Raw genomic sequence first — 23,839 nt, 5'->3', positions numbered from 1 at the left:
CGGGCGTTGTCTTATGAGTGCGGCGTCGCTGATTCCTACACGGGGCACCCAAAGCCCGTCAGACACTCGAAGGAATCATGGAACTCTGCCTCATCTGGGCGCAAGCCCGAAGTCGAGCCATCGGTAAAGCCGGCACGCTGCCGTGGCGCGCGCCGGCCGACCTCAAGCACTTCAAGGACCTGACCGGCGGATACCCGGTCATCATGGGGCGCAAGACGTGGGAGTCGCTGCCGATGCACCCCTTGCCAGGCCGGCTGAACATCGTGGTCACCAGCAAACCGCTCCAGCACGAAGGCGGCTTCGCCTGCAGCAGCCTCGAAGACGCGCTTGCGCTGGCGGGTACCTCCCGCCCCGCCAAGGTCTTCGTCATCGGTGGCCAGGCGTTGTACGAGCGAGCGATTCGGGTTGCGGATACGCTTTACGTCACACAAGTCGACACAAACGTTATAGATGCCGATGCATTCGGCCCTCCTATAGACGCGAGTGTGTTTCAGCTCGATGCTCAAGTCGCGGTCAAGGACGGCAGCTTGAACCTGGTCTTCGAGACCTATCGACGGCAGCGCAACCCCCGCTGACCCTGCTTAAGCGCCCGGATTGACGTCCGGGTGCTTTTTTGCGTCCTGGAAATGCAAAACGCCGCCCGAGGGCGGCGTTCGAGGCGGGAGCTAGAGCTCAGGCGGCCACGGCGTTCATGGCATCGTTGGCGACTCGATTGGAGCGGCGTTCGACCAGCGCCACTTCGACAGCAGCGGTCAACTGCTTGCTCACGTACCCGGAGCAGTTCTTGTACATGCCGGTTTCGAAGCGGGCGGCAGCCTCGCGCACCAGCTTGTTCACGGAAGGCAAACCACCAGGAACCGCACGGCAGGCCTGGGTGACCAGGAGGGGGTTCAGGGAAACCGTGGTCACGCGGCCGTCGCTGCGCTTGACGCGGAACAGTTTGTAGAAGTACGTGGTTTTCGGCTGTTGCTTGGTGGTGGCTGCTGCAGTCATGTGATTCCTTCGGCGGTTGGGGTTGGGCCTAAAACGAGTGACAGTCGAATTCTGTCAGTGTTACGAATTATACGAGCACTGTCAGTATCAGTCAAGCGGCTAGTGGTATCGCTCGGACGTGTAGGCACCGCTGCACATAAACGATTCAGCTATACGGTGATGCCGCCTTTAAGCCCCGACACCACCTATGCGCCCCAAGCTCCTTAAAAGTTTCATCGTCGTCCTGCTGTTCTGGTTCCTCTTCTCCACCGTCTGGTGGACCCTGGCCTCGCCAGAGACGAACTACAAGGCCTTGGTCGCCCTGCAGAAGCTCCTGCCCTTCATCAACCTGAAGGTCCCGGCGGAAATCTCCATCATGGGGGCCTGGCGGGTGCAAATCTCGGTGCTCGCATACTGGACCGCTCCCATCCTGTTGGGGTCTGCCATGTTCGGAGCTGTTGGCCTGGGCCTGGTATGGACGCAGGCGGCGCGCCAGAGCAAGGAACGGGCAGAGCGGGAAGCGGGTTCGGGCTCCTTCCGCGAGGTCACTATCACCCGCGGCGAGCTCCCGCTGCCCAAGACCTGGCCGCGCGATGAATTGGACTTGGGCGCCGACGACGACTCGGCGCTGTCGCGCATGACGGAAAAAGAGCGTGTGCTGCTCGGCGACGTCCTCGGGACGCTTTCGGCGCACCCTGACGCATACCCCGGAGAAGGCGTGAGGGTCAGCCTTCTCGAGCACGCCCTCAACCTTGCCTCCAAGGCCTTGACCCATCGCCGGTACCCTGGCCTGTCGGCAGTGGTCGCAGCAGCCCACGAGCTCGGGAAAATTGAGGCGTACGTGAAGCGTGGCGATACCTGGACGGCCATCAAGGACCATGACCGCGAGGCCTCCCGCATCCTCGGTACGCTGACCTCGTGGTGGGCCCTGCCGGAAGCTGACCGCAATGCGGTGATGATGGCCGTCAAGTTCCACAGCCGCCCGCGCCAGATTCCTGATGTCAACGGCGACCCTGCCATCTACCGGCAAGCGCGCGAAATCCTGGATGCAGCCGATGGCGCCCAGGCTGAAGCCCTGACCGAGCAGAAGACCCAGACCCTGGAGAAGCTCGAGTTGCCGGACCTCATCCTGGAGGGCTTCCTCCAGGCGCTTCCGCAACTCTCGTTCCAGAGCCGCGGCTTGCCCAAGGGCGTGCAGGCCGTCGCCTGGAAAGTGAAGAACCGCGTCTACATGCTTGAAATCAAGCTGCGCGACACCGTGCTCGCGAAGCTGCCACAGGAAGTGCGCGGCGCACTTGCCCCCAATCCGAAGGAGCGCAGCCGCCTCCAGCCATTCACCCTGGCACTCTTGAAGGCCCTGGACGAAAAGGGTTGGCTCGTGCGCAAGCACGAGAGTACGAAGCTTGAGGTCAAGGAGGCGCTGTGGAACGTCAAGGCAGGCAAGCTGGAGTTCAAGGGCGTCATCATCATCGACGTGCCTGAGGAGTACATGACGCAGCTCCCGAAGGAGGACAGCATGTACGACGTTGCCATCTCCGGGACGCTCTTCACGCCATCGGCTTCTACAAACGCCGCGACCGTCGCAGGGACCGCCATCTCGAAGGGGGACCTGCTGGGCAGCGTGCTCAAGCCAGCTACGCCGAGAGAAAAGCCGCCTGCGCCGCCGGCCGAGGTTTAAACGCCTGTGCCTAGAACTATGAACCTCGCCCCTCTCTACCGATGAAAAAACTTCACCTTGCCGTCGCGGCGCTGCTGGCCACCGCCTCCGGCGTTGCGCTCGCACAGTCCGCACCAAATCCCTTCGCGCGCCCCGTGGAGCCCGCGCAGCCGGCCCCCGTGGTGGAGCAGTCGCAACCGGGAATGCCGCTGGCCACGCCGGGCGTCGTTCAGGCACCCGTACCGGCTGCGCCGGCAATGCCCATCGTGCTTTCCAAACCCACCATTGAAGAAGAAGTGGACGCAAGTCGAGTCGGCACGGTAAACGGCCTGCGCATCTACCGCGGCACCAACACGTACGTGTTCGAGAAGGCCGCTGACAAGGAACTCATCCGCAGAGTCTCCAACCCGGCCGCGCAGGTTGGCGCTCCCGCCGCGACCGTCGGGGCTCCGGTTCCGATGCCCGCGGCGCCCACTCCGCGCGACCTGCCGTCCAGCGTCGGCAAGCCTGCCCCGAAGAAATAAGGAACCCTTGAAAATGAACAAGACCCTGCGACTCGTCGCCGTGGCCGCAGCCGTCATGCTGGCGGGCTGCTCCACCATCACCCCCAAGGATTTTCCTGAGGACCTTCCGAATACCTCGCTGAAGGCGGAGCAGGCCATGTCCATCTCGGAGGGCTGGGACGCGGCACCGGTGGTGAAGGAGGGGAAGGCGTCCATCGTCATCATGACGCCGTTCTCCCTCCCGCCTGAAGTCAAGAACCGCAAGGTGCAGCTGAGCCTCGAGCCGGGTGCAACCGTCAAGGACGTGGTCGCCGTGCTGGGCGAGATGGGCGTTCCCATTCTGATTTCGGATGAACAGGCCGCCGGCAAGAGCTTCTACATGCCGCGCTTCAACGGCACCCTCGGCCAGCTGCTGAGCGCCATCGGTCGCGCAACGGATGTCTGGTTCACCTGGAACGAAGGCGCCGTCCTTGTCTCGAGCACCGAGCGCATCGCCGTGAGCGTCCCCCAGGACAACACCTTCGGTGAGGTGCTGGTCAAAGGCCTGGACGCCATTGGCATCAAGGAGCGTGCGGTTACGTGGCAAGCCGGCATGGCCTCGCTGGACGTCACCCCTTCGCAGTACCGCAAGGTTCGCCACTACCTCGGCCGCATGACGGACAACTCGGCCTTCGTGACGCTGCAGGTGGCGGTGGTGAACGTGACCCTGAACCAGAACGCCAAGCAGGGCGTGGACTGGGAGAAGCTCCAGCTGGCGGCACTGACTGGCGGCAACGTCCAGGATATCCAGGCCTGGCAGAAAGCGCTCAACCTGAACCAGCCCACGACCGGCACCGGCATCAACGGACAAACCGGCACAACCGGGACCAACGGCACGACCGGAGCGACCGGCACGACGGGCACGACGGGCACGACCGGCAACGCCGTCGCCGATGCAGCCAACGCTGTGGGCAGCATCGCAGGCGCAGTGTCCCAGGCAGGCTTCGCTGGCGGCGCTCTGCAAGGCCTCATCTTCACGCAGCGCTTCAACTTCTCCGGGATGTTCAACTTCCTGCAAACGTACGGCAACGCCGAGACCAAGCAGAACGTCCTGCTGAAGACGGTGGCCGGCAACAAGGTCGAGTTCAAGTCGCTCACCCAGATTCCCTACGTGAAGGAAATCGGCGTGACGCAATCGACCGGCGCGAACAACAACACCGCGCTGGGCTCGACGCAGACGGAGAAGGCTGACGACGGCATCACCGTCGAAATGACGCCGACCTATGACTCGGCTGCCAACACGGTGACGGTGGACATGAAGCTTGCCATCAAGGCCGTGATTGCCTTCAACGAGCTGTCCGCGGGCAACCAGCTCGGCAAGCTGACCCAGCCGACGACGGCGGAACGCAGCTTCAACGATATCCTGCGCATGCGCCCCGGCCAGACCGTGGTCGTCGGCGGCCTGGCCTACGACTCTATTTCGAACAGCTTCGGCTCACCCCTGTTCCTGCAGGGCACCAAGGCTGAATCGCAGACCCTGAAGCTGGACCGCCAGAGCATGTTCATCGTCGTGCGCTCGAGCGTGGTTCGCATCGGCCAGCTCGTCGAGGAGTCGGAGCCTGGCATGGAGGACTACCTCGAGCTCGCGCCCGGCAAGGCCAACCCGACCGCCGCCGAGAAGCGCAAGGCCGGCGGCCGCCTGAACGCGGGCAAGGCGGAGTAAGGACGCAGATGAACAACCTCCAAGAATCCCCCGCCCCGAAGCAACCTTCGGAGCCTTCGTTCGATGAGGAGTGGCGCGAGAGCGACTTCCTCCCCACGGGAGAGCAGCCGGTGAGCCAGGCCCTGGAGCCCATCGCAGAGGAGGCGACCGCCCAGGCCGCAGACGCGCTGCCGGTCATGAAGCCGAGGAAGCGCTTCTTCGGCAGCCGCATGAAGTCCGCCGTGAGCGAAGACCCGACCGCCGCGTCCCCGGGCGAGCCAACGACCGTGCTGCGCTCGGCTCCCATTCGAATCCTCATCGGCTACCTGCCGGAGGTCCGCGAGCGTGACGCCCGCGAGTACGCGCTCGGCGTGGCGGAAAAGCACTTCGACCAGCCGGCCATGGCTTTCTACGACGCCTTCAAGCTCGGGGACGGCTACGCCTACGAAGTGCACGAAGGCGGCGACGGCGTCGCCTACCTGCCGCAAATCATCAAGTACTTCGACAGCCTCGGCCCCTATCGCGCGGACGAGCCGGCGAAGGTGACCATCCGCACGGGCACGCGCCTCGTCGAAGTGGAGCGCCAGGCCACGGGACTGTCGGCCATTCTTCTGCCGGAATCGTCCACGAAGGAACCGACCGCCTGGCTGGCGCCGCGCGAGCGCATGTCGCCTGCCCTGAACCAGCGAACTCGTTTTCTGGTGCTGGGCGCCGTGTTCTTCGTGACCGGCTTCTTTGCCCTGGTGGGCTCCATGGTGACGCGATACCAGCCGTACGACGCACCGGTAGCCTCCGCCGTGAGCCGCGTGAACTATGACGACCTGCCAATCTCGCGCTGGCCGCGCCTGCAGTCCTTGCAGCCGAACTCGTACGTTGCAAAGGTGGAGTACGCCGACAAGCGATGGAAGGCGCTTGATATTCGGGACGCCCGGATGACGCAGGCTGCGCCCGTCGGTGCGCCGCCCCCGCCGCAGGTGGCGCCGCCAGCTCCAGACCTTACGCCGCCTCCCGCTCCCCCTACGACTCCCGCCGGGCAATAAGGACCGATACATGTCTCCAGAACAAAAACGCAAGTTCAACACCGCGGCTGGCTCGACGTTCATCGCCATCGGCGTGTTCGCATGGGCGCTGACCTCCTATTTTGCGGTGACCCCGAGCCAGGCACGCCCCGCGCCGACCTATAGCGGAGCAGTCGTCGACCTACAGTCGTGCGCGGGCACTCTACGCAGCCTGGGCTACAGGGATGTCGCCATGAAAGGCGATGACATCATCATCTTCGAAGAACTCTCCGACGCCCCGAAGGAGCAGTTGGAGCGCGCCACGCTGGCAGCCACCGTGTGCAAGCTCGAGATGAAGTCGTTCTGCATGGGAGAGGCCTGTGCGCGCCCTGGGATGAGCTTGACCGTGGCCCGTCCGCAGGCCATGAGAGAAGCGGCAAAGGCGAAGCCTGACGCGGCTGCAGCGGCCGCGAACCCGGGACCCGCGGCCTCCGGGTCGAAGTTGATGCCTCCAAAGGCGTTGCCCAAATCTTAAGACAACGGCCCGCACTAGCGGGCCTTTTCAATCCGATTGGGGCTGTACGCAAATAGGCCTCAACCATATAAAAACTGATATTCGTTTCTTAGTCGACTTTCTATACGGAGTATCAGCAGGCTGCGAGTGACGCATGTGCGTCAACCGACCGGCTGGTGAATTTTCCACTCCATCAAGGATTCGACACCATGTTCTCCCTCATCATCACCATCATCTCCATCGCTCTGGTCGCTGCTCTGGCTCTCGCCACCATCTACTACGGCGGTACCGCCTTTAACAAGGGTGCCGCTGAAGCCAAGGCCTCGCAGTTCATCAACGAAGGCCAGCAGCTGAATGGCGCTTCGCAACTGGCCAAGACCGACGTCGAAGCCGGCACGCTCGTGGCTGCCCCGGCCACCATCGACGACCTAGCACCGGCATACCTGGCGCAAGTCCCCGGCACCTGGGCGTCGGCCGACATGACTCTCGCAACCTCGGTCGTGCCCAGCAAGAAGGTGTGCGACGCCATCAACGTGAAGGCAGGCCTGCCGGAAGCCGGCCCGGCCGACGCAGCCGAAGAAGCAGCCAAGGCCTTCTTCTGCAAGGGCGACGGCGCTGCAACTCCGGTGTACACCATCACCTACAAGCTGTAATCGCATGCGGGGCATGCCCCGCACACGTACAGCGCACAGAAGCGGCCCCTTGGGCCGCTTTCTCGTTTGCGTCCTCCTGACACACCACCTGACGTCCCGGGAACCCTGCAGACTCTCGTCGGTCACTAGCAGGCCAGCTAGGCCGCATTCTCCTATGCATGTCCATAGTGCTGGTCGCGCGGGTCGTTTACCGGCCCGGTAGCGCGCCGGTCGCCGCAGTTCGCGGCCAAGCCCAGCGTTGAGGAAGAACAATACAACTCAGAAGGCCTCTGGCTTATGCCCCCCCGACGTTGCCATGCAAAGGGGTGTTTCAAGCCTTGCGACAGCGGCACGAGCGCAAAGAGAAAGCGGCACGCGATGCGTGCCGCTTTGCAGTTGGTAGCGGAAGTAGGATTCGAACCTACGGTCTCCTGGTAATGAGCCAGGCGAGATGGCCAGCCTTCTCCATTCCGCGGTAAGCTTTGATGGGACTGCGCTTCAGTCGATAGCACAGCAGACAGACTTGGCCTCATAGGCCGTATCGCTGCACTGCGGGACGCCTTCAATCCCGAGCTTTTTGTTGACGGCTGCGCAAGCTTCGCTGGACACCTCGGCACGGAAGGCGTAGTCGGTCGAGAACCTCCACGACTCCTGCGGCCATGCCTTCAGGTACTTGCCGTCTTGAAGCAGTGTGTCCTTGATTTGCTGCTCATCGCCGGTGGGCATCTGGCCATCGTTGTGAAGCTTGTAGAGTTCGAGTGCGCCGACCAATTGGCTGCCCTCTTGAAGGTACCGCGCACTTTGGGCGGCTGCCGAGCTACCTTTGCCCGCATCCTTCAGATAGAGGAGGGTGGCAACGGCAAGCACTGCCACTAGAGCAATGGCTAGGATTGTGACGATGAGCGAGAACATATTGAAGACTCCAAACCTGGTTCGGTTGCTTGTGTTGCTTGAGGGTTGATGCTGCTTGCACGTATAGGAACGCGTTTAGCCGAATACTCCGCCGGAGGCCATAAGCATTGGAAGGATTGCTTGGCCGAACAGAATGCCTCCGGCAATACACATGAAGAGGGCAGCGATGAGGTTCAGCATTGGCACGAACGACGCTAGCCGCTGTGCGTATAGCTCACGATACTGATTTGCTAGCGTGCCCAGTGTTCCGGCCACTTGTTCTCGGTCCGATGCGCTCATTAGGGATGCCTTGTCGGTCGGATGAAATGTGGTCATCACCTGGGGCCAACTGCGCCCCGTTTTTACCGCGGTAGTCGCGTTCATCAGGTCGGTGCGCAAAGCGCCCTTAGGAGCACCTACAGCAGAGAGGCGCAGCGCTTCTTCGGTGCGTACCCCGGACTTCACGAGCAAGCTCAGCCCGTACAGAACTATGAAGTTGTTCTTGGCAAGGATAAGGTCCTTGTAGTACGGAATCTTAAGGATGAAGCGGTCTGCGTGGACGGGACTGATTTGCCGGCCCACGGCTGCAAGCAGAAAGAAGAACAATCCTATGACCATCAGCACGGCCATGATGCAGCCGACCACAAAGGCCGTGGTGTTGATGAAGTCGATGTTCACGGAATCACCCGCGGCCTTGATTAGGTCGGACCCCATGATTTTTGGCCCGACGTAGAGCGTACTCACGACCGTGATGACGCCCGCGAAGACGAATGAGAAGATGCCGGTCGCCAGGCCCTTGGCCGCACCCTTCTTGACCTTCACGAGCTCGCGCTCAAACTCGGCAGCGTCGCGCAGCGCGCGCCAGGTCTCGCCTGAGCGAGCGCCAGCCTTGATGAGCGCCACAGTAGCTTCTGGGAAATCTGGTGCGCCGACAGCTTCCATGGCGTCCGAGAGGTCCTTGCCGGCTTCCACCTGGGCAAGCAGGCGGGCAGAGACCTCCTGAATGCGGCCCTTGAACGTATCGCGAAGCAGGGCCAGCGCTGCGGAGGTACCCACGCGCGAACTCAGCATGGCTGCCAGGCGGCTAAAGAAGATTTGGCGGTCAGCGACCGTGAGGCCGCGGCCGAGGTCCATGCCGACCTTCTTCTTGACCGTGACAATGCGACCCATCTTGCCCAGATGGTGCCGCGCCTCCTCGGCCGTACGGGCCTGGAGCTCAACCCGTTTGACTGAGTTGTTCTTGAGCTTTACGCGCCCTTCGAAGACTGGCATTTATGCTTCTCCCTTGTCCAGCTTCTCGAAGAGCATCAGCGCTTCTTCACCGAAAACGCGGATTACTTCCTTGCGGGTCGTGATGCCTTGCTGGCACTTCAGGATGGCATCTTCGAGCATCGTCGGCCATGAGCGCTCGCCGGCGAGCAGCTTCTTCACGTCTTCTTCAGTCGAGAAGTAGGCACTCTCAGAAATCACGGTCCGGCCGCCATACCCACTGTGGTAGCAGGCAGGGCACCCGTCGCCCTTGCAGTGCACGCAGGTAGTCCGAATGAGGCGCTGCACAAGGATGGAGCGCAGCAGGTACAGCAGTTCGTGCTGAGGCACCTCCAGGTCCCGTAGACGCGCGACCACGCCGAAGATGGAGCCCGTGTGCAGGGTGCCCAGCACCAGGTGGCCCGTTTCGCCGGCCTTGATGGCATTCCGGGCGGTTTCCGCGTCCCGGATTTCACCTACCACGATGACGTCCGGGTCAGACCGCATGAAGGCGCGGATACCGCGCGAGAAGTCCAGGCCGAGGGTTTCGTTCTTGTTGACCTGGCCAACGTACGGGATACGGTACTCGACAGGGTCTTCCATGGTGAAGATGGAGCTGCCAAAACGGTCCATCTCGCGGATGGAGGCGTTCAGTGTCGAGGTCTTGCCCGAGCCCGTGGGGCCGGCGATGAGGCACAGGCCGTCCGGGCGGGACACGCCCTTGCGCCATTCCGAAATGCGGGTGACACCCAGGCCGTCCAGCGAAGGCTGCACGCGGTCAGGGTCCAGCAACCGGATGACGATGTACTCGCTGTTGCCGGTCGGGATTGCCGAGACCCGGAGGTCGACCAGCTTCCCGTTGTATTCCATCTGAAAGCCCCCATCCTGCGGGACGCGCCGCTCGGCCAAGTCCATGCGGGAAAGGTCCTTGATTCGCGCAGAGAGGGTGTTGTACTCGTCGAGCGTGCCCTCGTGGGTGTGCGCCCGGCGACCGAGGTACCGGCTGAAGATGGTGTAGGAGTCATACCGCGGCACGATGTGCAAGTCGGAGACGCCGTCAGCGAAGGCGCGCCGCAGAATCTTGTCAACAAGAGAGTCGTCGTCCTGCTCCATGGCGCGCACCTGCTCGAGGTAGGAGTCGACCTTCTCGAAGTCGGCCGCAACGAAAACGAGCTCGGCTTCGGGGTAGTAGGGCTTGATTTCGGCAGCAGCCTGGCGTTCGGACTCAAGCGTCGCCAGGTAGAGCTTGCCGCCAGCTTCCGCGACGACCATCGTTCGGGTGCCCATGAGCACTTCGGCCGGGATGCGGGCGGTGAACAGCGACTCCCCGTGAATCATGTCGGGGTTGGTGGCGAGAATGGTCTCTAGAAGGGTGGCTCTGGAGATGAAGCCACCTCGGCAAAGGATGAGGCCGAGTCGCTCCTGTGTGATGGCTTGTTCTGCCTTGGCGGCGTGCAGCACCTGCTGCGTGATGTACCCTTTCTGAATCAGGTATTCACCGAAGCCAGTTCGTTTCGCGGGTGCGGGGGCCGTGTCGTTCATTGATGATGAGCTCGTATCCATGTGGAGCGTATAAGTCCGGCGTTTAAATCTTTAAACGGCGGCGCGTTTAAAACTCAAAGGCTAAAAAGAACACACACCACACTGAAATTGAGGCGCTGCCCCATGGAAAACGTAGAGCTCGACAACCTTGGCATCCTTCGCCAGACCAAGGTTCCGCATGAGCTGGACTGGATGACTGACGACGAGAAGCGCTTCATGCTCGTCCTGTTGGACGCAGGCGAGTTCGGCCTGCTGAAACGACAGGTCCTGAAGGAGCTGAAAACCCAGCCGGACCTCGCGATGCGCCTTTCCGCCCACGGCCTGGCCGACTGGGGTACCGACCGTCATGGCAAGGAGAGCTTCTTCGCCCTGTCGAACAAGGGGGAGGAGGTCGCCGGGATGCTCCTACGCATTGCTCGCAACGCCAGCCACGCGTCCATTCGTGAGCTCAAAGCGCAGGATGCCGCCGAAGTGCACAACGGCTAAACCCGGAGGCTAAAGGTTCGAGCGACCTCAATCGAACCAGAAGGACTCACCGTGCAAGACAAGACCTGCAACATCGTTGCTCAGTACGTACAGGCGCTGTATGCGACCGCGCACGTTCGCCCCTATGAGAACAAGAGCCAGGTGAGCAACGCCGTCAGTGTCGAGCTCACCTCGGAGGCGCTGGAGCACCCGGGTCACCATCGCGTGGAGTTGTCGGTGACTGTCGAGGCCACCAATGAAGAAGGCGTTCTTTGCTTCGAGGCCGGCGCCGCCCTGGAAGCCATCGTTGCGCACGCAAACCTCACCGACGAAGAGCTCGCTGCCATGCTCGAGCGGCAGATTCCAGGCCTGCTCATCGGAAACATCCGCGCCGCCATCTCCACTGCCACCATGCAGACAGGTTACGGCCCCATCACCCTGCCGCCCCTGTCGGGCGAGCAACTGCTGGCGCTTGCCCGCAAGAAAACCGGCGAATGAACGCAATACTCTGGATTTTCGTCGCGCTGGCCTTCGGCTTGATGGCCTTCGTCAGCATTCAGGATAAAGTTCCGGAGGAGCTGGCGTTCCTCAAGAGCGGGGGCGGCATCGTAGAGGGTCCGCTCCCGGAGCAGCTCAAGGAAGAGCAGCTCGATGGCTGGACAATTCGCCAGCAAGGCCCCGTGTTGGAGGCTACACGCCGAGCAACGGGCGACATGGTCGTCAACGGAACCTCGTACGACGTTCCCTCGTTCGGCTTGCTCTGCAACGCCGGCGCACCCGATGCCCGCATCGACTCGCGTATGGCTACGACTGGTGTCAAGACGACTCCGGTGGAAGTCGACGGCAAGGCCGCCGAATGGCAGAAGGGGAGCGGCCTGAACATCTTCCCGCCGAATCCGGTCGAGTTCACGCGCTACCTTGCCAGCAAGCCGAGCGTTTCATTGACGCTTTCCTTCCGGGACCTTGGGAAGCAGACCGTGGTGTTCGACACCCACCAGCTGAAGCAACTGCTTCGCGGGTTCCCGCAGTCCTGCCGCTGACTGCGGACCAAGCACGCGCGTCGAAGCGGTTGTTGGAGCGCCTGCTGTGTAACCGCTTTTCTGCCTGCCGCTGACGGCGCACAATCCCACCCGAGGGGGTCTGTATGGGCATTGACGACGTCCGACATTTCTTAGAAGACTGGAGCGGGCCTGCGCAGGGAGTGGAGGCAGTTGTCGCCGTAGTTGTAGTCGCCATCGCGGCCCGCAGGTGGTTTGTGCCCTGGTGGAAGCGCCGAGCCGAGCACGCTGAAGAACTCAAGCGGTCAAGCCGAGAGCAGCTCAAGGCCCGGGCAGCCGAGCTGTTGGCGTTCGACGCAGAGTCATCAGAGGAGTTGCGTCTTGGCAAGCTTGAAGAGGCTATGGAGCTGCTCCGGCGACTCAACGATACGGTAGGTCTGGCAAACGCTTGGGTTGCGGCGGCGGAAGTGCTGTGCGTGCCGGGTTCACCGGTCAGAGACGACGAGCGGTCTATTGAATACGCGCTGAAGGCCGGCGACTACTTCGAGAGTGCGGGTGAAGCCTATCGAGCGGCGCGTGCGTACCGGGTAGCCGCCCGAAGCGTTGAGTGGCGAGACGACAGCACCGCGTCTTTGGTGGAGGCAGCCACGTTGCGCAGCAAGGTGGCGAGACTTTATGAGTCGCTCGACTACGGCGACGCGGCTGAAGAGGAATGGAAAAGGGTGCGGGACCTCTACAGCGTGGCCAGAGAAAAAGATAGAGCAAAAGCCAATCTCATCGGCGAATAGTCCAGCCAGCGCTAGGCAAGCGAAGGGGTCCTCCGCGGTTGGATGCTGTGTTGCTTTCCGCCTTTGTGCAACACGGGGTTGCGGCGCGGCGGTCAATAAAAAGGGGCCGAAGCCCCCTTGCTGATGCCCGGCGAGTCGGTCAGGCATCGAGCGCGCTGGTGGCCTCGTCGTTCGCAGACACGGCGCCCGGCTTCGGCATCACCAGGGCGCGCACCTTGCCTTCGATTTCTGCCAGCAGGGTGGGGTTGTCGCGCAGGAAGTCGCAAGTGTTGTCACGGCCTTGGCCAATCTTCTCGCCCTTGTAGCTGTACCATGCGCCCGACTTCTCCGCCAGCTTGTGGGTCACGGCCAGGTCGAGCACCTCACCGGCCCGTCGCACGCCCTGCCCGAAGAGGATGTCGAACTCTGCAGTCTTGAACGGGGGCGAGACCTTGTTCTTCACGACCTTGACCTTCGTCTCGTTGCCGATGGCCTCGTCACCCTTCTTGATGGTGCCGATGCGGCGGATGTCCAGGCGCACCGAGGCGTAGAACTTCAGTGCATTGCCACCGGTGGTCGTCTCGGGCGAGCCGAACATGACGCCTATCTTCATACGGAGTTGATTTATAAAGATGACGAGGCAGTTGTTTTGTTTGACCACAGCGGTCAGCTTCCGCAGCGCCTGGCTCATCAGGCGGGCTTGCAGACCGGGCAGGGAGTCACCCATCTCGCCCTCGATTTCAGCCTTGGGCGTCAGCGCGGCTACCGAGTCGACGACGATGATGTCGACTGCGCCGGAGCGGACCAGGGAGTCAACGATTTCCAGGGCTTGTTCGCCGGTGTCCGGCTGGCTGATGAGCAGGTCAGAGAGGTTGACGCCGAGCTTTTGGGCGTACTGCACGTCCAGCGCGTGTTCTGCGTCCACGAAAGCGCACTGCAGGCCCTGTAGCTGGCCTTCGGCGATGGTCTGCAGGGTGAGGGTGGTCTTGCCCGAGCTTTCCGGACCATAAATCTCAACCACGCGGCCGCGGGGCAGGCCGCCGATGCCAAGCGCGATGTCCACACCCAACGAGCCCGTCGACACCACCTCAATAGCCACCGGCGGTGCGTCGTCGGAGAACTTCATGATGCTCCCCTTGCCGAACTGCTTTTCGATGTGTTGGAGGGCGGCGGCGAGGGCTTTTTGCTTGGCTTCGTTCATGGGGGGTGCGTACGGTAGGAAAAATGGAGGAGGGACCCAGTAGGCAGGGCCTTCGGGCAGAGAAGCATTATAGCTCCCAAGCGTTTTAAAGTCCAGCAAAGTTGCGTTTTAGATGAGTCGCCTTGAGGGCGCCGGTGCCGCGTCCCTACACCTTGCAGGACATATTTCTCAAGGAGCAACAAATGCAAGTCATCAACATTCCCGCAGGTAGCCTGGCCGTTCTGTCCGGGCTGCCCGGGGCAGGAAAATCGCACCTGTTGCAAAACAGTCGTTTGCCGCACGGCATCGTGCAGTCGAGTGACGCTCTGCGTCGCGCGTTCGGTGGTGAATCGGTCTTCATCGCGGCCGATGGCCACGTGATTTCCGAGCCGCTTCAATCGGTAAGCCTCCTTGTGTGGCAGACCATCGAAAAGGTGGTTGAGGAGCGCCTGAAGCAGGGGCTCACGACCATCGTCGACGCCACGCTCGTGGCGGACGAAATCCCCGGAAGCTTCGACCGCGCTCGCTTCGCCAAGATGGCCCAGCAAGCCGGCGTGCCGTTCAAGGTCATCATCGTCGATACTCCGATGGAGCGGGTGCTCGCCCAGAACGCGAGCCGAAGCGCTCGTGTGCCTGAGCGCGCCATCCAAGAGTTCCTCGAAGGTGTCACGGTGCCAGCGCAGGGCAAGGCCCCCGCGTACGTGCTTGGCGGCTATCAGCGCACCTCTCGCTTTCCTCACGAAGTCGTGACGTCCGACGCGGTAGTCCGCGTGGTGGCGCCTCTTCAGCTGGAGGGCGAAAACTGGGACATTGTCGGCGACATTCATGGCCTGCTGCGCGAACTGCGTGCCCTGCTCGAGAAGCTGGGGTACGAGGAGTGCCCAGACGGACTCCATCGCCATCGCGACGGGCGCCGGCTCCTTTTCCTGGGCGACCTGGTCGACCGGGGTCCGGAGAGCATCGAGACTCTGCGTTTCGTGATGCGTATGTGCGCGGCTGGGCTGGCAAAGGTGGTCATGGGTAACCATGACGCAAAGCTCGTCGCGTTCTGGGACACGGCCAAGCAGGAGAAGCTGGACTTCTGGCGCTCCTTCAGCAATGCCCAGACCGGCATGGAGCTGCTGCGTCTGCCTGAGGATGAGGGTGAGCGCATCATCTCCTTCCTGCGCTCATTGCCGCACTTCGCAATGTACGAGAACGACACCCAGCGGGTGGTGTTCGCCCATGCTGACGCCAAGGCGTTCAATCTGATACGAACCCCGCGCGACGAAGTGCTTCACGGCGCATCGAACTGGGGCCGGTTCGACTCAGACGCGGCCATGCAGCGCTACCTCGACACGTACGACTTCTGCTCTGCCGAGCTGGTGCCGCCAACCAAACGCCAGTACTACATCCGCGGGCACATCCCGGGTACGAGCTGGCAGGTGCAGGTGGTGAGCCTGGATGCACATGCGTTCCAGAACGGCTCGTTGCTCGCAATGCGGCTGGACGACTACCTGAAGGGCAAGAGTTCGGTGGTGCCTCTGCCCACGACGTACGACTTCAACGCGGTGCAAGCTGCGCGGGTCGCAGCCTACCTGGGGCTGCAGGAACTGGTGACAAAAAAGCTGGCAACAGTGTCGACCGACACCCGCTACGGCTTGCGCCTCTTCAAGTACGCCAAGTCGGTGTTCTACGAGCACCTGTGGGGTACGAACAGTGCACTTCTGCGAGCGCGCGGCCATGTCTACGACGTGGCTGGCAACATCGTCTCGCTTCCGTTCGACAAGGTATTCAACTACAAGGAGGAGGGGACGGGTCTCGACCTGGCGCCCGAGACACCGGTACGCGCGGTGGTGAAGCTCAACGGATTCCTCGGAGTCGTGAGCCCCCACCCTGTGATGCGGTCCGACCTGCTGGTGCACACGACCGGTAGCTTCGAAAGCGATTTCGTAGGCTACATCAAGGACTTCATTACCGGCCCGGTTCGAGGGAAGATGCTGAAGCTGTTCAGCAAGCGTCCTTTGACGCTGATGTTCGAAGTGTTGCACGAAAGCGACCCCCACATTGTTCCTTACGGGAAGGAAGACCACGGCTTGCACCTCATCGGCGCGCGCGAAATCCGACAGGGGTCGCCGCTGCTGACAGAAGGTGAGCTGGACGACCTGGCCGCAGAGCTGGGCTTCCGCCGTCCGGAGCACTTCGAGACGACGTTCGGAGAGCTGCTGAAGCTCAACGCCGCTTGTCATCACGAAGGACACATGGTGCGGTTGCTCGACGAGAAGGAGACGATGGTCCTGAAACTTAAAGGACCCGTATACCTCACATCGAAGTTCCTGGCTCGCATGTCTGATGGCAAATGGAAGCACCTGTTCGCAAATCCCGCTTCCTTCAAGCTGCGAATCGATGAGGAGTTTTACTCTCTCGTCGATACATTGACGACAAAGTTCGCACTGGAGGGCATCCTTCAGCGCGACGAGCAAGAGAAGCTTGCGTTGATTCGCGAACTCGTTCTGTAGCATTCTTCCGCGCCGCCCAGTCTGTCTGGGCGGCGCATTTTTTCGCAATGGAGGTCCCTCGTCCTGGTGCCGGCCGGACTTGGATGCCGTGCAGGCCGCCGCATGCAACGTGTGGACGAAGTTCGACAGCTCGTACGTGCAGCACTCGAAGCGGGCCAAGCTAACACCCTGCAATTGGAGCGCCGCGGCGTTTAACGCACGTCTCTACACGTGCAAACATGTTCCTCCCGGATGCCACAATGAAATCCCTCAACCGTTCCCTATTTGCCCTTTTGCTTGGAGCTTCTGTCCTTGCCCCGGCCTTTGCCCAGACAAGGTATACGCTTCGCGTCCCTACCCGCGGCATGGCGGTCGCGTCGCCGACCACGCCCGCCAGCCTCAGCGCGAGCCTGGCCGCTATTGATTTCGGCATCGAGGTCGGCGGCACCGGCCCGTACACGCGGACCGTGACGCTGTCAAACACAGGCGATAGCCCCGTAACGGGCCTCTCCGTCAATGGTGGAGGTGAGTTCGGGCTGTCCGGCTGCGCTGGGGGAGCCCTCGCAGCGAAGAGTTCCTGTGACGTGTCGGTGAGCTATACCCCCGTCGCGACCCTTACCGGTCCGCGCTCCGGTACGTTGTCGGTCGCTGCGGAGGACCCGGCGGTCTCGCTCGATATTCCCGTGACGGCCGATACCCGGCAGAACATCTGGGCCACTCGCTCGCCATACACGGCGTCCACCTTCTACGGTGTCCCGTTCTCTACGACCGTGGAGATTCACAACCCGCCGAACGGCAAGCCTCAGCCCTTGACGCTTGCCATGCTGGACGGCAATCAGGGCTGGGAGCTCGACCCGTCCCTAGGGACTTGCCCACCGAACGGGTCTGTGCTCCCAGCGCCTCATTCCTGCACCATCGGAGTCAAGTACACGGCAGGCGACCTTCCGGGGAATGACGTCCTGCAGGTGAGCTCGCTCTTCTCGATTCCTGTCAAGGGGACGCCTTTGGCCAGCCAGGTTCGAGTAACGAGCGGAGCCGTGGCTATCGGCCCCCTCGCTTTGGGGGCGTCGGGTACCGCGTCGGTCGACCTCCGCGCGGATGGCAGCATGGGTGCCACCTTCAAATCCTGGGCGTTGCCGGCAGGGCCGGGCTGGGCTCTCGACTACTACACCTGCACGTCCGCGCTTACTGGCTTTGGCGGCAGCTGCAGGTTCAAGGTCACGTACACGAACACGACCGGTGTCGCCCCCGTGAACCCGAGCATGTCCATCGTGACCAATGTCGGCAAGGTGACGATTCCCATCGCAGTGACCGTGAACTGAGGCAGCGCCGCTGGGCGACTGAGAACGCTCAAAAAGGGGCGCCCTAAGGGGCGCCCTGCTCTTTTCTCGCCCCAACCTCCGAAATGGAAAAGCCCCGGCGATTGCAGCCAGGGCTTGAATGAGGCAGGGGAGCTGGAGGCTCGTTGCTCAGAAGCGAAGGAGGTTCTTTCTGACCTTCACGCCGTAGTGTTCCAAGACTGCGGCCCGGAAGCGCTCCCACTCATCCTCCCCGGCGGGCGCATGGGTGCACATGAGGCACTCCTTGGCTCCCTGCATCTGGGCGGTGGCTGAGTTGTGAACGTCGATGCCGAACTTCTTGCTGAAACGTGCAACGCATGAGCCGTCCGAGGCATTCACCCAGACCGTGTCCCGGCTGCCGGAGACCTGGGTTTCGAATTGCAATGTTGTCATGAAGATGCGTGAGTAGCTGTCAAAACAGCGTGGATTGTCCTAGCGCCGTGTCCAAGCCCGCCTCGAAGCGGCGGAAGCCTGCGACCAGGTTGCGAATGTAGCGCGACTCGAGGCCTGCGCCTTCCCATGCTCGCGCAGCCTCGCTGCGGGCCTGGGTGAAGTGCGAACAGGTCGCGAGCCACTCAGAGCCGCCGCGGGCTTCGACCTCGGCAGCGAGGGCGGGGTGCTGGCGAAATTTGGCTGCAATGATTTCAACCATCATTTCGTCCCGGTCGGGGGCAACCTGCTTTGACACCTGGTAGGCCGTCTCCGCATCAGGGAAACGCCGGCCGTTGTAGTGGACGGGGTAGGACTGCTTGAGTACACCCTTTTGACGGGCCAGCTCCGTTGGGTTCGTCAGGGCAGCGCCCAAGGGGATTTCCGCACCGGAAAAGATGTTGAGAGGAGGGGCCAGGTTGGTCATGGGTCTGTTTCGGGCGAGGTGCCCTGGAGTTCCTGATGAGGCGTGTAGGGACCCCGGGGGTCGCAGAGGCAACAGAAAGGCCCCGTGAGGCGCAATGCCTGCGGGGCCGAGCTGGTTGCGGGAAAAGGACTCGAACCTCTGACCTCTGGGATATGAACCCAGCGCGCTGACCGACTGCGCCATCCCGCGAATTCTTGGAGGCTTCAAGCGTCTCCGACACTTCGTGTACGCACGGGTTTTATCCGCATATTCCACAACCTCGACGCGCTTTTGCGAGGTTTCAGGGGCCAGCCACCTTCCCGGGCAGCTCGCCGAAAATCGCGGCCGCCTACGGGTCCGAGCTCCTGGATTGTGTGCTGCCGCGCTGCGACGGCACACGTGGAAAAGAGCGCCCGAAGGCGCTCTTGAGAATCGCAGCTGCTACCGCTTACCCGCGGCCTTGTCCAGCAAGCGCATGAGGCGCAGGTTGGCGTATTCGGTACTCCGACCGTTGGCAATCGGTAGCCAAAGATTCACCGAAATCCATTCGGCCACCGCGGCGGACCTGCTGATGCCGCCATGGCAGTGCACAACCAGCTTCAACTTCTCGTCGCTGAACCTGTGCAGCGTCAGGAAGTCGAAGATTCGCTTCGCATCCGTGAGCGTTGGCACCAGCTCGCCGGCCCCCTGGCAAAAGCGCGCGTGCTCTTCTGGTGTTGGCTCGTCTGGCCAAGCTCCGGGCGCAGCCAGCTTCAACTCTTCGTACGTGTCCTCGAAATTGAGAACAAGGACGCTTCGAAAACCGCCAAGTGGCGGCCTGGCCTGTTCCTCCGACCGGTCGAGGATGGAGATGACCAGGGTGTCGAGCGCAGGCCGCACGCGCTTCATGCCGGCAAGCGAGAGAAAAATCAGTTCTTCAATCATGGGAGTCCTCCTATCGGGTATAGCAAGGGAGGGAGGCGCCAGCGCTGAAAGCACTTCGGCAGGTTCGCTTCTCGCTATAGGTTGGGTCATACACGGAGGACAACATTTGAGGAAAATCTATACGGGCATCGGCTCACGGGAGACGCCCGCGGAGGTCCTGCAGCTCATGGAGAAGCTCGGGGTCGCTTTCGCAAAAGCTGGCTGGATGCTCCGCTCAGGCGGGGCCGACGGCGCAGACGATGCGTTTGAGCAGGGATGTCTCGCTGTCGATGGCGCGATGACCATCTTCCTGCCCTGGAAGGGTTTCAACGGCCGTACTTCGCCGCACTATGGCGGTGACGACAGCGATGCGATGCATCTCGCGTCGACTGTTCATCCCGCTTGGGACACGCTGGGCCAAGGGCCCAAGAAGATGCACAGCCGAAATGCGTACCAGGTGCTCGGCCGAGGGCTCGATGAGCCGACGGAGCTTGTGATTTGCTGGACGCCTGATGGTTGTGAGTCGCGCAAGACGCGAAACCGCGGTACCGGCGGAACCGCCACGGCCATCGTCATCGCATCGGACCGCGGCATTCCCGTCTTCAACCTGCGCAACGACGACAGTCGCCATCGATTGAACGCCTGGCTTCACTCGGCCGGCATCGACTACCAGGTGCCGACCGAGTTCAAGCGGCCTTCACCGGTCCAGGTCGGCTTGTTTTGACGCCATTCACGAGCCCCGCACTTCGCGGGGCTCATTTTTGGCTAGGCTGGCCCTCTGCGCTGGCTACACTAGGTTCGGGCAACTGCAGCCTGTCGCGCGCACCCCGCAAGGGGCATGGTGAATGCAGAACTAGTTTTGGACCACTGCCCTGTGGGCGGAGCCTCCGACAACTCGTAACGCGCGCATCGAGGTCATCAATCGAGGCTCCGCCTCTCAAGGAGCCAGTAATGGAAATTCGCATTGACGAAATCAAGGTTCGCCAGATGGTGAGCCGTGTACGCAACTCTCTCGGCGTCGACGCTGTGTCGCACAGCAAAGCATTCGAGGTTGTCTCCCAGGTATTAGGCTACCCAAACTGGGACACGCTTAGCGGGATGCTGAAGCGCGAGGCGCAGGCCAGCTTCAAGATGGACAATCCTGTAACGCTGTACCTGAGCGCGTTTGCTTGTGATGAGTTCGGAGAAGCTCCGCGCTGGGCAAAAGTCACCCTCGACCAGGCATTCATGGACCAGTTGCTGGCCATGAGAACGCGATGCATCGAGCAAAACCTGGACCTGCAGGCCACGAGCGCAGAGCCCGAGGCCTGGCAAGAAGACGGAATGTTCCCCCGGCGTGTAAGCGGCACCGCCGTATACGTCAACAAAGGGGGCTGGTGGTTCCAGGGGTACCCGAAGCACTGCAACTATGCCATCGAGACACGGATGGTGGAAATTGAGACGCTGCTCACTGTCCTCAAAACTCGAACATCAAGCGAGTACCTGGCGTGGCACGGGGATGTCCTCGTCTATGAGACAGCTGGGGACATGCAGCCGTTCGTGGAAAGCCTCATCGAAGAAGGTGAGCTCGAGGAACTGACTCCAGACCGATAGCCGATTGTGATTGCAACGCCGCCCAGCACCGCTGGGCGGCTTCTTTTGTGCCGCCGCGAACCCCAGACGCAAGAAAGCCCCACCGCTTGGCGCGTGGGGCTTCACCGATGGCTTTGTGCCTAGTGCAGTTGCTTAGGCGAGCCAGGCAGCGTAGAGGGCTCCGGGATGATGGTCGGCGGCTGGAACACCACAGGGGGCAGCAGGATGGTCGGGAAGCCGCTGCGCGAGGTCGAGCTCGACAGGAGCTCCCGGATGTAGGGTACGAGCTGGTTGGGCACCCAGATGGCCAGGATGTGTTGCTTCGAGGCCTCGTCATGGTCGACGATTTCCACGATGCCTTCGACGACGTACTCACCTGTCAGGACCTCGGCGCCTTCGACGCGGCCCTTCAGGGTCAACGCCACTGAGGCGGCGTAGCGGCTCTTTTCGGCAAGAGCGCGCCAGGTGTTCGCAATGTTGACCTCGAACTCGAACTTTCCGACGGCCTCCTGCGGAAGCTTCTTGGTTTCAAGGCGGGACGTACGCGTGAGGATGGCGTGCAGGTTCAGGGTAGGCTGGGTCATCGCAGATTGAGGGGAAAGGCGCCAAGCGGCGGCGCCCGTCCCCTGTGAAGCAAGTGGTTTTAGTTGGGCCCGATGGGCGACTTACCTCAGCAAGTCCAGTCTGCCGGCCTGAACTGCCTCCAGTGGCGCCTTGCGCCCAGTCCTGTGGTCAGTGACGATGCCGTGCTGCGCGCTGTATGTGCGAACTTTGTCCCCGCGTTGGCCGGTGCCGACCTGGCGCCGCTTGTCCGAGGCGGCCGCGGCCGACAGACCGGAGTCCCACAACTGCTTCAAGCGCCGGGCCATTTCCACCCGCGCCTCGCGCCGGTTGTCGGCCTGAGAGCGGGAATCGACGGTAACGGTGATGCCGGTCGCGCGGTGGGTGAGGACCACGCAGCAGTCGGACTTGTTCCGGTGCTGGCCACCTGGTCCGGTGGAGCGCTTAAACCGCTCATCGAGCTCAGCCTCGTCGAGAACGAAGGCCTGCTTGCTCGTTTGCCGAACGGCAATGGTGACAGTTGAACTGTGTACCCTTCCGCGCCTTTCCGTGGGCGGGACACGTTGCCAGCGGTGGCCGCCGGCTTCGAGGCTCAGGTCTGCTGCGAGCGCTTCGCTGACCACAACCTCGAGGTTGAGTCAGCCCTTGGCGCGGGAGACGTGATGAACCTTCCCGCCGGCGCGGACGATGTGGTTCGACAGAATGCGAGCTTGGTCTTCGACCAGGAGGGCCGCATCTTCGCCGCCTTCAGCGGCATTGAGCTCAACGTTGAGCGTCAACGTGGTTTCGGTAGACGATTTCAGTTTCATGATGAGTCCATTTGAAGGAGGTGAACGGGTCCTCGCTGCTGGTCGGCTTACGAGGGACCCAAAGGGTGTAGTGACACGAGAAAGAAAAAGAGGACCCGAAGGTCCTCTGGAATGGTCAGACGGGAACGTTGGTCTCGAAGACCTTCACGAAGTAGCCGTGCTGAGCGGCCCATTCACTGACATGGTAGGCCTCCGATTCGAACTGCTGGTTGCGCTCGTCGCCGAGGCGCAGCTGGATGGTCTCGCTGGAGTCTGTGTAGACCTCGCTGTCGGTCGCGCCGGTCACAGGGTCGGCAACGACGACGCGGCAGAGGCGCACCTGCTCCGAGAAGTCGCCTTGGTCCGCAAAAAACAGGTTTTCTGCATCCTGGAGCGCCTCACCGAACGCGGTGCGAGCGGCAGTTTCGGTTGCGCGAAGCTGGCCGATGACCTGCTCGCCGTTATCGCGCAGGTTCTTGAGCCGTTCCGCCTCTGCGTACTTCTCATCGCGCACGGCAACGCGAAGGAGGCTGGTAGCCTCCTGCGTTTCGGCTCGCGCCGTCGAGGTGGCAGCAATGGCTGCGTCCACCGCGCTACGTCGCTGGGCGAGGATTTTCTGGGCCTGCTCGAGGGTGGTCGGCTTGGCGCGCTCCGGCGCCTTCGGAGGCTTGGCTGCGGCGTTGCGTGGTGCGTTCACGGGAGCGGAAGGTTTCTTTTTGGTCATGGTGTAGCGTTGTGAGTTGGCCTACGGCGTATAGGGGAGGCCTTGCAAGCAGTCCGGCCGCGCTTGCTCAGGCGCGATGTGGCGCCACGTGGGTGCGGTACGGGAGGCCGGCCAATGGCTACACGACGCAGGAAAACAAAGGAGCATCGACTTGCACATTGCGGAAAAGCAGACTTTCGAACGGATGGTCGAGATGGAGGGTGACGCCTGGCGAAAGGCTCAACTGGCCAATCCCAATCAGCGCTACGGGTTCCATGTCTTGCTGACGGCTTGGCAGGAGCTTCAAGCTCTGGACCCGCTGGAGCCCGCTGCAGGCATCCGAGACATCGTCGCCGAGCCCGTCATCTACGGTGAAGGCGGCTACCACCGGTATGTCGTGTCAGACCAAGGCGAAGTGCGCTTCTCGAAGATGCACGCGCGCCAGGTCAACGTTGAAAAGGCAGTAGCCCTGGGCTTCTCGCTCACTTGAATTCAGCCGACCCTTCCGGGTCGGCTTCTCATTGGCCGCATTGGTCTCCGCGGCCGGCTTCGAACCGGCAACCAACAAGCTTTTAAAGCGAGCGCGTCTGCCAATTGCGCCACGCGGAGGAT

28 protein-coding genes and 3 tRNA genes are annotated in these 23,839 nt (G+C 62.1%); 16 read left to right on the top strand and 15 right to left on the bottom strand.

Annotated features, from left to right (window positions below; translation table 11 throughout):
- The first annotated feature begins 77 nt into the window (after window positions 1-77).
- Complete coding sequence (locus tag APY03_RS02445; protein ID WP_068673521.1) at window positions 78-575, top strand: dihydrofolate reductase; 498 nt, start codon at window positions 78-80, stop codon at window positions 573-575.
- A 97-nt stretch (window positions 576-672) separates the two neighbouring features.
- On the opposite strand, the gene APY03_RS02440 is transcribed toward APY03_RS02445, so the two are convergent.
- Window positions 673-993 carry a hypothetical protein gene (locus tag APY03_RS02440; RefSeq protein ID WP_068673519.1) on the bottom strand — a complete coding sequence of 107 codons (321 nt, stop codon included), beginning with the start codon at window positions 991-993 and terminating at the stop codon, window positions 673-675.
- 187 nt (window positions 994-1,180) lie between these two features.
- Here APY03_RS02440 and APY03_RS02435 point away from each other — a divergent pair, with 187 nt between their 5' ends.
- The 6 genes from APY03_RS02435 to APY03_RS02410 all read left to right on the top strand — a co-directional run bounded on the left by APY03_RS02435 (window position 1,181) and on the right by APY03_RS02410 (window position 6,978).
- A complete protein-coding gene (locus APY03_RS02435; protein WP_068673517.1) occupies window positions 1,181-2,650 on the top strand; it encodes a hypothetical protein in 1,470 nt (489 codons plus the stop codon).
- Window positions 2,651-2,691: 41 nt separating this feature from the next.
- Window positions 2,692-3,153 (top strand): hypothetical protein, encoded by a 462-nt coding sequence (locus APY03_RS02430; protein ID WP_068673515.1) that lies wholly within the window; start codon window positions 2,692-2,694, stop codon window positions 3,151-3,153.
- Window positions 3,154-3,166: 13 nt separating this feature from the next.
- Window positions 3,167-4,834: a hypothetical protein gene (locus tag APY03_RS02425; RefSeq protein ID WP_068673513.1), complete on the top strand. Its 1,668-nt coding sequence runs from the start codon at window positions 3,167-3,169 to the stop codon at window positions 4,832-4,834.
- 8 nt (window positions 4,835-4,842) lie between these two features.
- Complete coding sequence (locus APY03_RS02420) at window positions 4,843-5,853, top strand: hypothetical protein (RefSeq protein ID WP_068673511.1); 1,011 nt, start codon at window positions 4,843-4,845, stop codon at window positions 5,851-5,853.
- Window positions 5,854-5,863: 10 nt separating this feature from the next.
- The gene (locus APY03_RS02415; protein ID WP_068673509.1) at window positions 5,864-6,346 is read left to right on the top strand and encodes a hypothetical protein; all 483 of its coding nucleotides are present in this window, start codon (window positions 5,864-5,866) and stop codon (window positions 6,344-6,346) included.
- A gap of 188 nt (window positions 6,347-6,534) precedes the next feature.
- Window positions 6,535-6,978, top strand: a complete 444-nt coding sequence (locus APY03_RS02410) for a hypothetical protein (RefSeq protein ID WP_068673507.1) — start codon at window positions 6,535-6,537, stop codon at window positions 6,976-6,978.
- A gap of 376 nt (window positions 6,979-7,354) precedes the next feature.
- Here APY03_RS02410 and APY03_RS02405 read toward each other — a convergent pair.
- The 4 genes from APY03_RS02405 to APY03_RS02390 all read right to left on the bottom strand — a co-directional run bounded on the left by APY03_RS02405 (window position 7,355) and on the right by APY03_RS02390 (window position 10,638).
- Window positions 7,355-7,432, bottom strand: a tRNA-Met gene (locus APY03_RS02405).
- 23 nt (window positions 7,433-7,455) lie between these two features.
- Entirely contained in the window at window positions 7,456-7,869 is a 414-nt protein-coding gene (locus APY03_RS02400) for a hypothetical protein (protein WP_068673504.1), read from the bottom strand.
- Window positions 7,870-7,944: 75 nt separating this feature from the next.
- On the bottom strand, window positions 7,945-9,120 hold the full coding sequence (locus tag APY03_RS02395) for a type II secretion system F family protein (RefSeq protein ID WP_068673502.1): 1,176 nt from the start codon (window positions 9,118-9,120) through the stop codon (window positions 7,945-7,947).
- Window positions 9,121-10,638, bottom strand: coding sequence for a GspE/PulE family protein (locus APY03_RS02390; protein ID WP_068673500.1), 1,518 nt, complete (start codon window positions 10,636-10,638; stop codon window positions 9,121-9,123).
- A gap of 123 nt (window positions 10,639-10,761) precedes the next feature.
- On the opposite strand from APY03_RS02390, the gene APY03_RS02385 reads away from it, so the two are divergent.
- From APY03_RS02385 to APY03_RS02370, 4 genes are all read left to right on the top strand, one after another.
- Window positions 10,762-11,124, top strand: a complete 363-nt coding sequence (locus APY03_RS02385) for a hypothetical protein (RefSeq protein WP_068673498.1) — start codon at window positions 10,762-10,764, stop codon at window positions 11,122-11,124.
- Window positions 11,125-11,175: 51 nt separating this feature from the next.
- On the top strand, window positions 11,176-11,601 hold the full coding sequence (locus APY03_RS02380; protein WP_068673496.1) for a protein-export chaperone SecB: 426 nt from the start codon (window positions 11,176-11,178) through the stop codon (window positions 11,599-11,601).
- A gap of 41 nt (window positions 11,602-11,642) precedes the next feature.
- The gene (locus tag APY03_RS02375) at window positions 11,643-12,143 is read left to right on the top strand and encodes a hypothetical protein (protein WP_232324133.1); all 501 of its coding nucleotides are present in this window, start codon (window positions 11,643-11,645) and stop codon (window positions 12,141-12,143) included.
- A gap of 104 nt (window positions 12,144-12,247) precedes the next feature.
- A complete protein-coding gene (locus APY03_RS02370) occupies window positions 12,248-12,889 on the top strand; it encodes a hypothetical protein (RefSeq protein ID WP_068673492.1) in 642 nt (213 codons plus the stop codon).
- Window positions 12,890-13,028: 139 nt separating this feature from the next.
- On the opposite strand, the gene recA is transcribed toward APY03_RS02370, so the two are convergent.
- A complete protein-coding gene (gene recA / locus APY03_RS02365) occupies window positions 13,029-14,069 on the bottom strand; it encodes a recombinase RecA (RefSeq protein ID WP_068673491.1) in 1,041 nt (346 codons plus the stop codon).
- A 182-nt stretch (window positions 14,070-14,251) separates the two neighbouring features.
- Here recA and APY03_RS02360 point away from each other — a divergent pair, with 182 nt between their 5' ends.
- Both APY03_RS02360 and APY03_RS02355 read left to right on the top strand, forming a co-directional pair.
- On the top strand, window positions 14,252-16,546 hold the full coding sequence (locus tag APY03_RS02360) for an AAA family ATPase (protein WP_068673489.1): 2,295 nt from the start codon (window positions 14,252-14,254) through the stop codon (window positions 16,544-16,546).
- Window positions 16,547-16,785: 239 nt separating this feature from the next.
- Window positions 16,786-17,847 carry a choice-of-anchor D domain-containing protein gene (locus APY03_RS02355; RefSeq protein ID WP_162487201.1) on the top strand — a complete coding sequence of 354 codons (1,062 nt, stop codon included), beginning with the start codon at window positions 16,786-16,788 and terminating at the stop codon, window positions 17,845-17,847.
- A gap of 147 nt (window positions 17,848-17,994) precedes the next feature.
- Here the strand turns inward: APY03_RS02355 and APY03_RS02350 are convergent, their stop codons facing one another.
- The 4 genes from APY03_RS02350 to APY03_RS02335 form a co-directional block, all read right to left on the bottom strand.
- Window positions 17,995-18,258: a hypothetical protein gene (locus APY03_RS02350; RefSeq protein WP_068673485.1), complete on the bottom strand. Its 264-nt coding sequence runs from the start codon at window positions 18,256-18,258 to the stop codon at window positions 17,995-17,997.
- A 19-nt stretch (window positions 18,259-18,277) separates the two neighbouring features.
- A complete protein-coding gene (locus APY03_RS02345; protein WP_068673483.1) occupies window positions 18,278-18,721 on the bottom strand; it encodes a hypothetical protein in 444 nt (147 codons plus the stop codon).
- Window positions 18,722-18,833: 112 nt separating this feature from the next.
- Window positions 18,834-18,910: transfer RNA gene (locus APY03_RS02340), tRNA-Met, on the bottom strand.
- Window positions 18,911-19,141: 231 nt separating this feature from the next.
- Window positions 19,142-19,624, bottom strand: a complete 483-nt coding sequence (locus tag APY03_RS02335; RefSeq protein ID WP_068673481.1) for a hypothetical protein — start codon at window positions 19,622-19,624, stop codon at window positions 19,142-19,144.
- Window positions 19,625-19,730: 106 nt separating this feature from the next.
- Here APY03_RS02335 and APY03_RS02330 point away from each other — a divergent pair, with 106 nt between their 5' ends.
- Together APY03_RS02330 and APY03_RS02325 are read left to right on the top strand one after the other, a co-directional pair.
- Window positions 19,731-20,327, top strand: a complete 597-nt coding sequence (locus APY03_RS02330; RefSeq protein ID WP_068673479.1) for a hypothetical protein — start codon at window positions 19,731-19,733, stop codon at window positions 20,325-20,327.
- A gap of 227 nt (window positions 20,328-20,554) precedes the next feature.
- Window positions 20,555-21,196, top strand: a complete 642-nt coding sequence (locus tag APY03_RS02325; RefSeq protein ID WP_068673477.1) for a glyoxalase superfamily protein — start codon at window positions 20,555-20,557, stop codon at window positions 21,194-21,196.
- A gap of 119 nt (window positions 21,197-21,315) precedes the next feature.
- On the opposite strand, the gene APY03_RS02320 is transcribed toward APY03_RS02325, so the two are convergent.
- The 4 genes from APY03_RS02320 to APY03_RS02310 form a co-directional block, all read right to left on the bottom strand.
- Window positions 21,316-21,759, bottom strand: a complete 444-nt coding sequence (locus APY03_RS02320) for a protein-export chaperone SecB (RefSeq protein WP_068673475.1) — start codon at window positions 21,757-21,759, stop codon at window positions 21,316-21,318.
- An 81-nt stretch (window positions 21,760-21,840) separates the two neighbouring features.
- Entirely contained in the window at window positions 21,841-22,359 is a 519-nt protein-coding gene (locus APY03_RS02315) for a peptide chain release factor-like protein (protein WP_068673472.1), read from the bottom strand.
- A gap of 15 nt (window positions 22,360-22,374) precedes the next feature.
- Window positions 22,375-22,545, bottom strand: coding sequence for a hypothetical protein (locus APY03_RS41155; protein ID WP_157103366.1), 171 nt, complete (start codon window positions 22,543-22,545; stop codon window positions 22,375-22,377).
- A 115-nt stretch (window positions 22,546-22,660) separates the two neighbouring features.
- Window positions 22,661-23,221: a hypothetical protein gene (locus APY03_RS02310; protein ID WP_068673470.1), complete on the bottom strand. Its 561-nt coding sequence runs from the start codon at window positions 23,219-23,221 to the stop codon at window positions 22,661-22,663.
- A 178-nt stretch (window positions 23,222-23,399) separates the two neighbouring features.
- Here APY03_RS02310 and APY03_RS02305 point away from each other — a divergent pair, with 178 nt between their 5' ends.
- Window positions 23,400-23,717: a hypothetical protein gene (locus tag APY03_RS02305; RefSeq protein ID WP_068673467.1), complete on the top strand. Its 318-nt coding sequence runs from the start codon at window positions 23,400-23,402 to the stop codon at window positions 23,715-23,717.
- A gap of 41 nt (window positions 23,718-23,758) precedes the next feature.
- On the opposite strand, the gene APY03_RS02300 is transcribed toward APY03_RS02305, so the two are convergent.
- Window positions 23,759-23,836, bottom strand: a tRNA-Leu gene (locus APY03_RS02300).
- Window positions 23,837-23,839: the final 3 nt, after the last annotated feature.

Source organism: Variovorax sp. WDL1 (assembly GCF_001541225.1).
Classification (GTDB): domain Bacteria; phylum Pseudomonadota; class Gammaproteobacteria; order Burkholderiales; family Burkholderiaceae_C; genus Variovorax.
This window is presented reverse-complemented; position numbering and strand designations above follow the sequence as displayed.

Bases quoted from the DNA above. Each gene is read 5' to 3' on its own strand.
- APY03_RS02400 (WP_068673504.1), bottom strand. From the start codon at position 7,869: ATGTTCTCGCTCATCGTCACAATCCTAGCCATTGCTCTAGTGGCAGTG.
- APY03_RS02350 (WP_068673485.1), bottom strand. From the start codon at position 18,258: ATGACAACATTGCAATTCGAAACCCAGGTCTCCGGCAGCCGGGACACG.
- APY03_RS02335 (WP_068673481.1), bottom strand. From the start codon at position 19,624: ATGATTGAAGAACTGATTTTTCTCTCGCTTGCCGGCATGAAGCGCGTG.
- APY03_RS02370 (WP_068673492.1), top strand. From the start codon at position 12,248: ATGGGCATTGACGACGTCCGACATTTCTTAGAAGACTGGAGCGGGCCT.
- APY03_RS02325 (WP_068673477.1), top strand. From the start codon at position 20,555: ATGGAAATTCGCATTGACGAAATCAAGGTTCGCCAGATGGTGAGCCGT.
- APY03_RS02395 (WP_068673502.1), bottom strand. From the start codon at position 9,120: ATGCCAGTCTTCGAAGGGCGCGTAAAGCTCAAGAACAACTCAGTCAAA.
- APY03_RS02375 (WP_232324133.1), top strand. From the start codon at position 11,643: ATGGCCTTCGTCAGCATTCAGGATAAAGTTCCGGAGGAGCTGGCGTTC.
- APY03_RS02320 (WP_068673475.1), bottom strand. From the start codon at position 21,759: ATGACCCAGCCTACCCTGAACCTGCACGCCATCCTCACGCGTACGTCC.
- APY03_RS02360 (WP_068673489.1), top strand. From the start codon at position 14,252: ATGCAAGTCATCAACATTCCCGCAGGTAGCCTGGCCGTTCTGTCCGGG.
- APY03_RS02385 (WP_068673498.1), top strand. From the start codon at position 10,762: ATGGAAAACGTAGAGCTCGACAACCTTGGCATCCTTCGCCAGACCAAG.
- APY03_RS41155 (WP_157103366.1), bottom strand. From the start codon at position 22,545: ATGAAACTGAAATCGTCTACCGAAACCACGTTGACGCTCAACGTTGAG.
- APY03_RS02445 (WP_068673521.1), top strand. From the start codon at position 78: ATGGAACTCTGCCTCATCTGGGCGCAAGCCCGAAGTCGAGCCATCGGT.
- APY03_RS02440 (WP_068673519.1), bottom strand. From the start codon at position 993: ATGACTGCAGCAGCCACCACCAAGCAACAGCCGAAAACCACGTACTTC.
- APY03_RS02345 (WP_068673483.1), bottom strand. From the start codon at position 18,721: ATGACCAACCTGGCCCCTCCTCTCAACATCTTTTCCGGTGCGGAAATC.
- APY03_RS02390 (WP_068673500.1), bottom strand. From the start codon at position 10,638: ATGAACGACACGGCCCCCGCACCCGCGAAACGAACTGGCTTCGGTGAA.
- recA (WP_068673491.1), bottom strand. From the start codon at position 14,069: ATGAACGAAGCCAAGCAAAAAGCCCTCGCCGCCGCCCTCCAACACATC.
- APY03_RS02355 (WP_162487201.1), top strand. From the start codon at position 16,786: ATGAAATCCCTCAACCGTTCCCTATTTGCCCTTTTGCTTGGAGCTTCT.
- APY03_RS02420 (WP_068673511.1), top strand. From the start codon at position 4,843: ATGAACAACCTCCAAGAATCCCCCGCCCCGAAGCAACCTTCGGAGCCT.
- APY03_RS02410 (WP_068673507.1), top strand. From the start codon at position 6,535: ATGTTCTCCCTCATCATCACCATCATCTCCATCGCTCTGGTCGCTGCT.
- APY03_RS02415 (WP_068673509.1), top strand. From the start codon at position 5,864: ATGTCTCCAGAACAAAAACGCAAGTTCAACACCGCGGCTGGCTCGACG.
- APY03_RS02430 (WP_068673515.1), top strand. From the start codon at position 2,692: ATGAAAAAACTTCACCTTGCCGTCGCGGCGCTGCTGGCCACCGCCTCC.
- APY03_RS02425 (WP_068673513.1), top strand. From the start codon at position 3,167: ATGAACAAGACCCTGCGACTCGTCGCCGTGGCCGCAGCCGTCATGCTG.
- APY03_RS02435 (WP_068673517.1), top strand. From the start codon at position 1,181: ATGCGCCCCAAGCTCCTTAAAAGTTTCATCGTCGTCCTGCTGTTCTGG.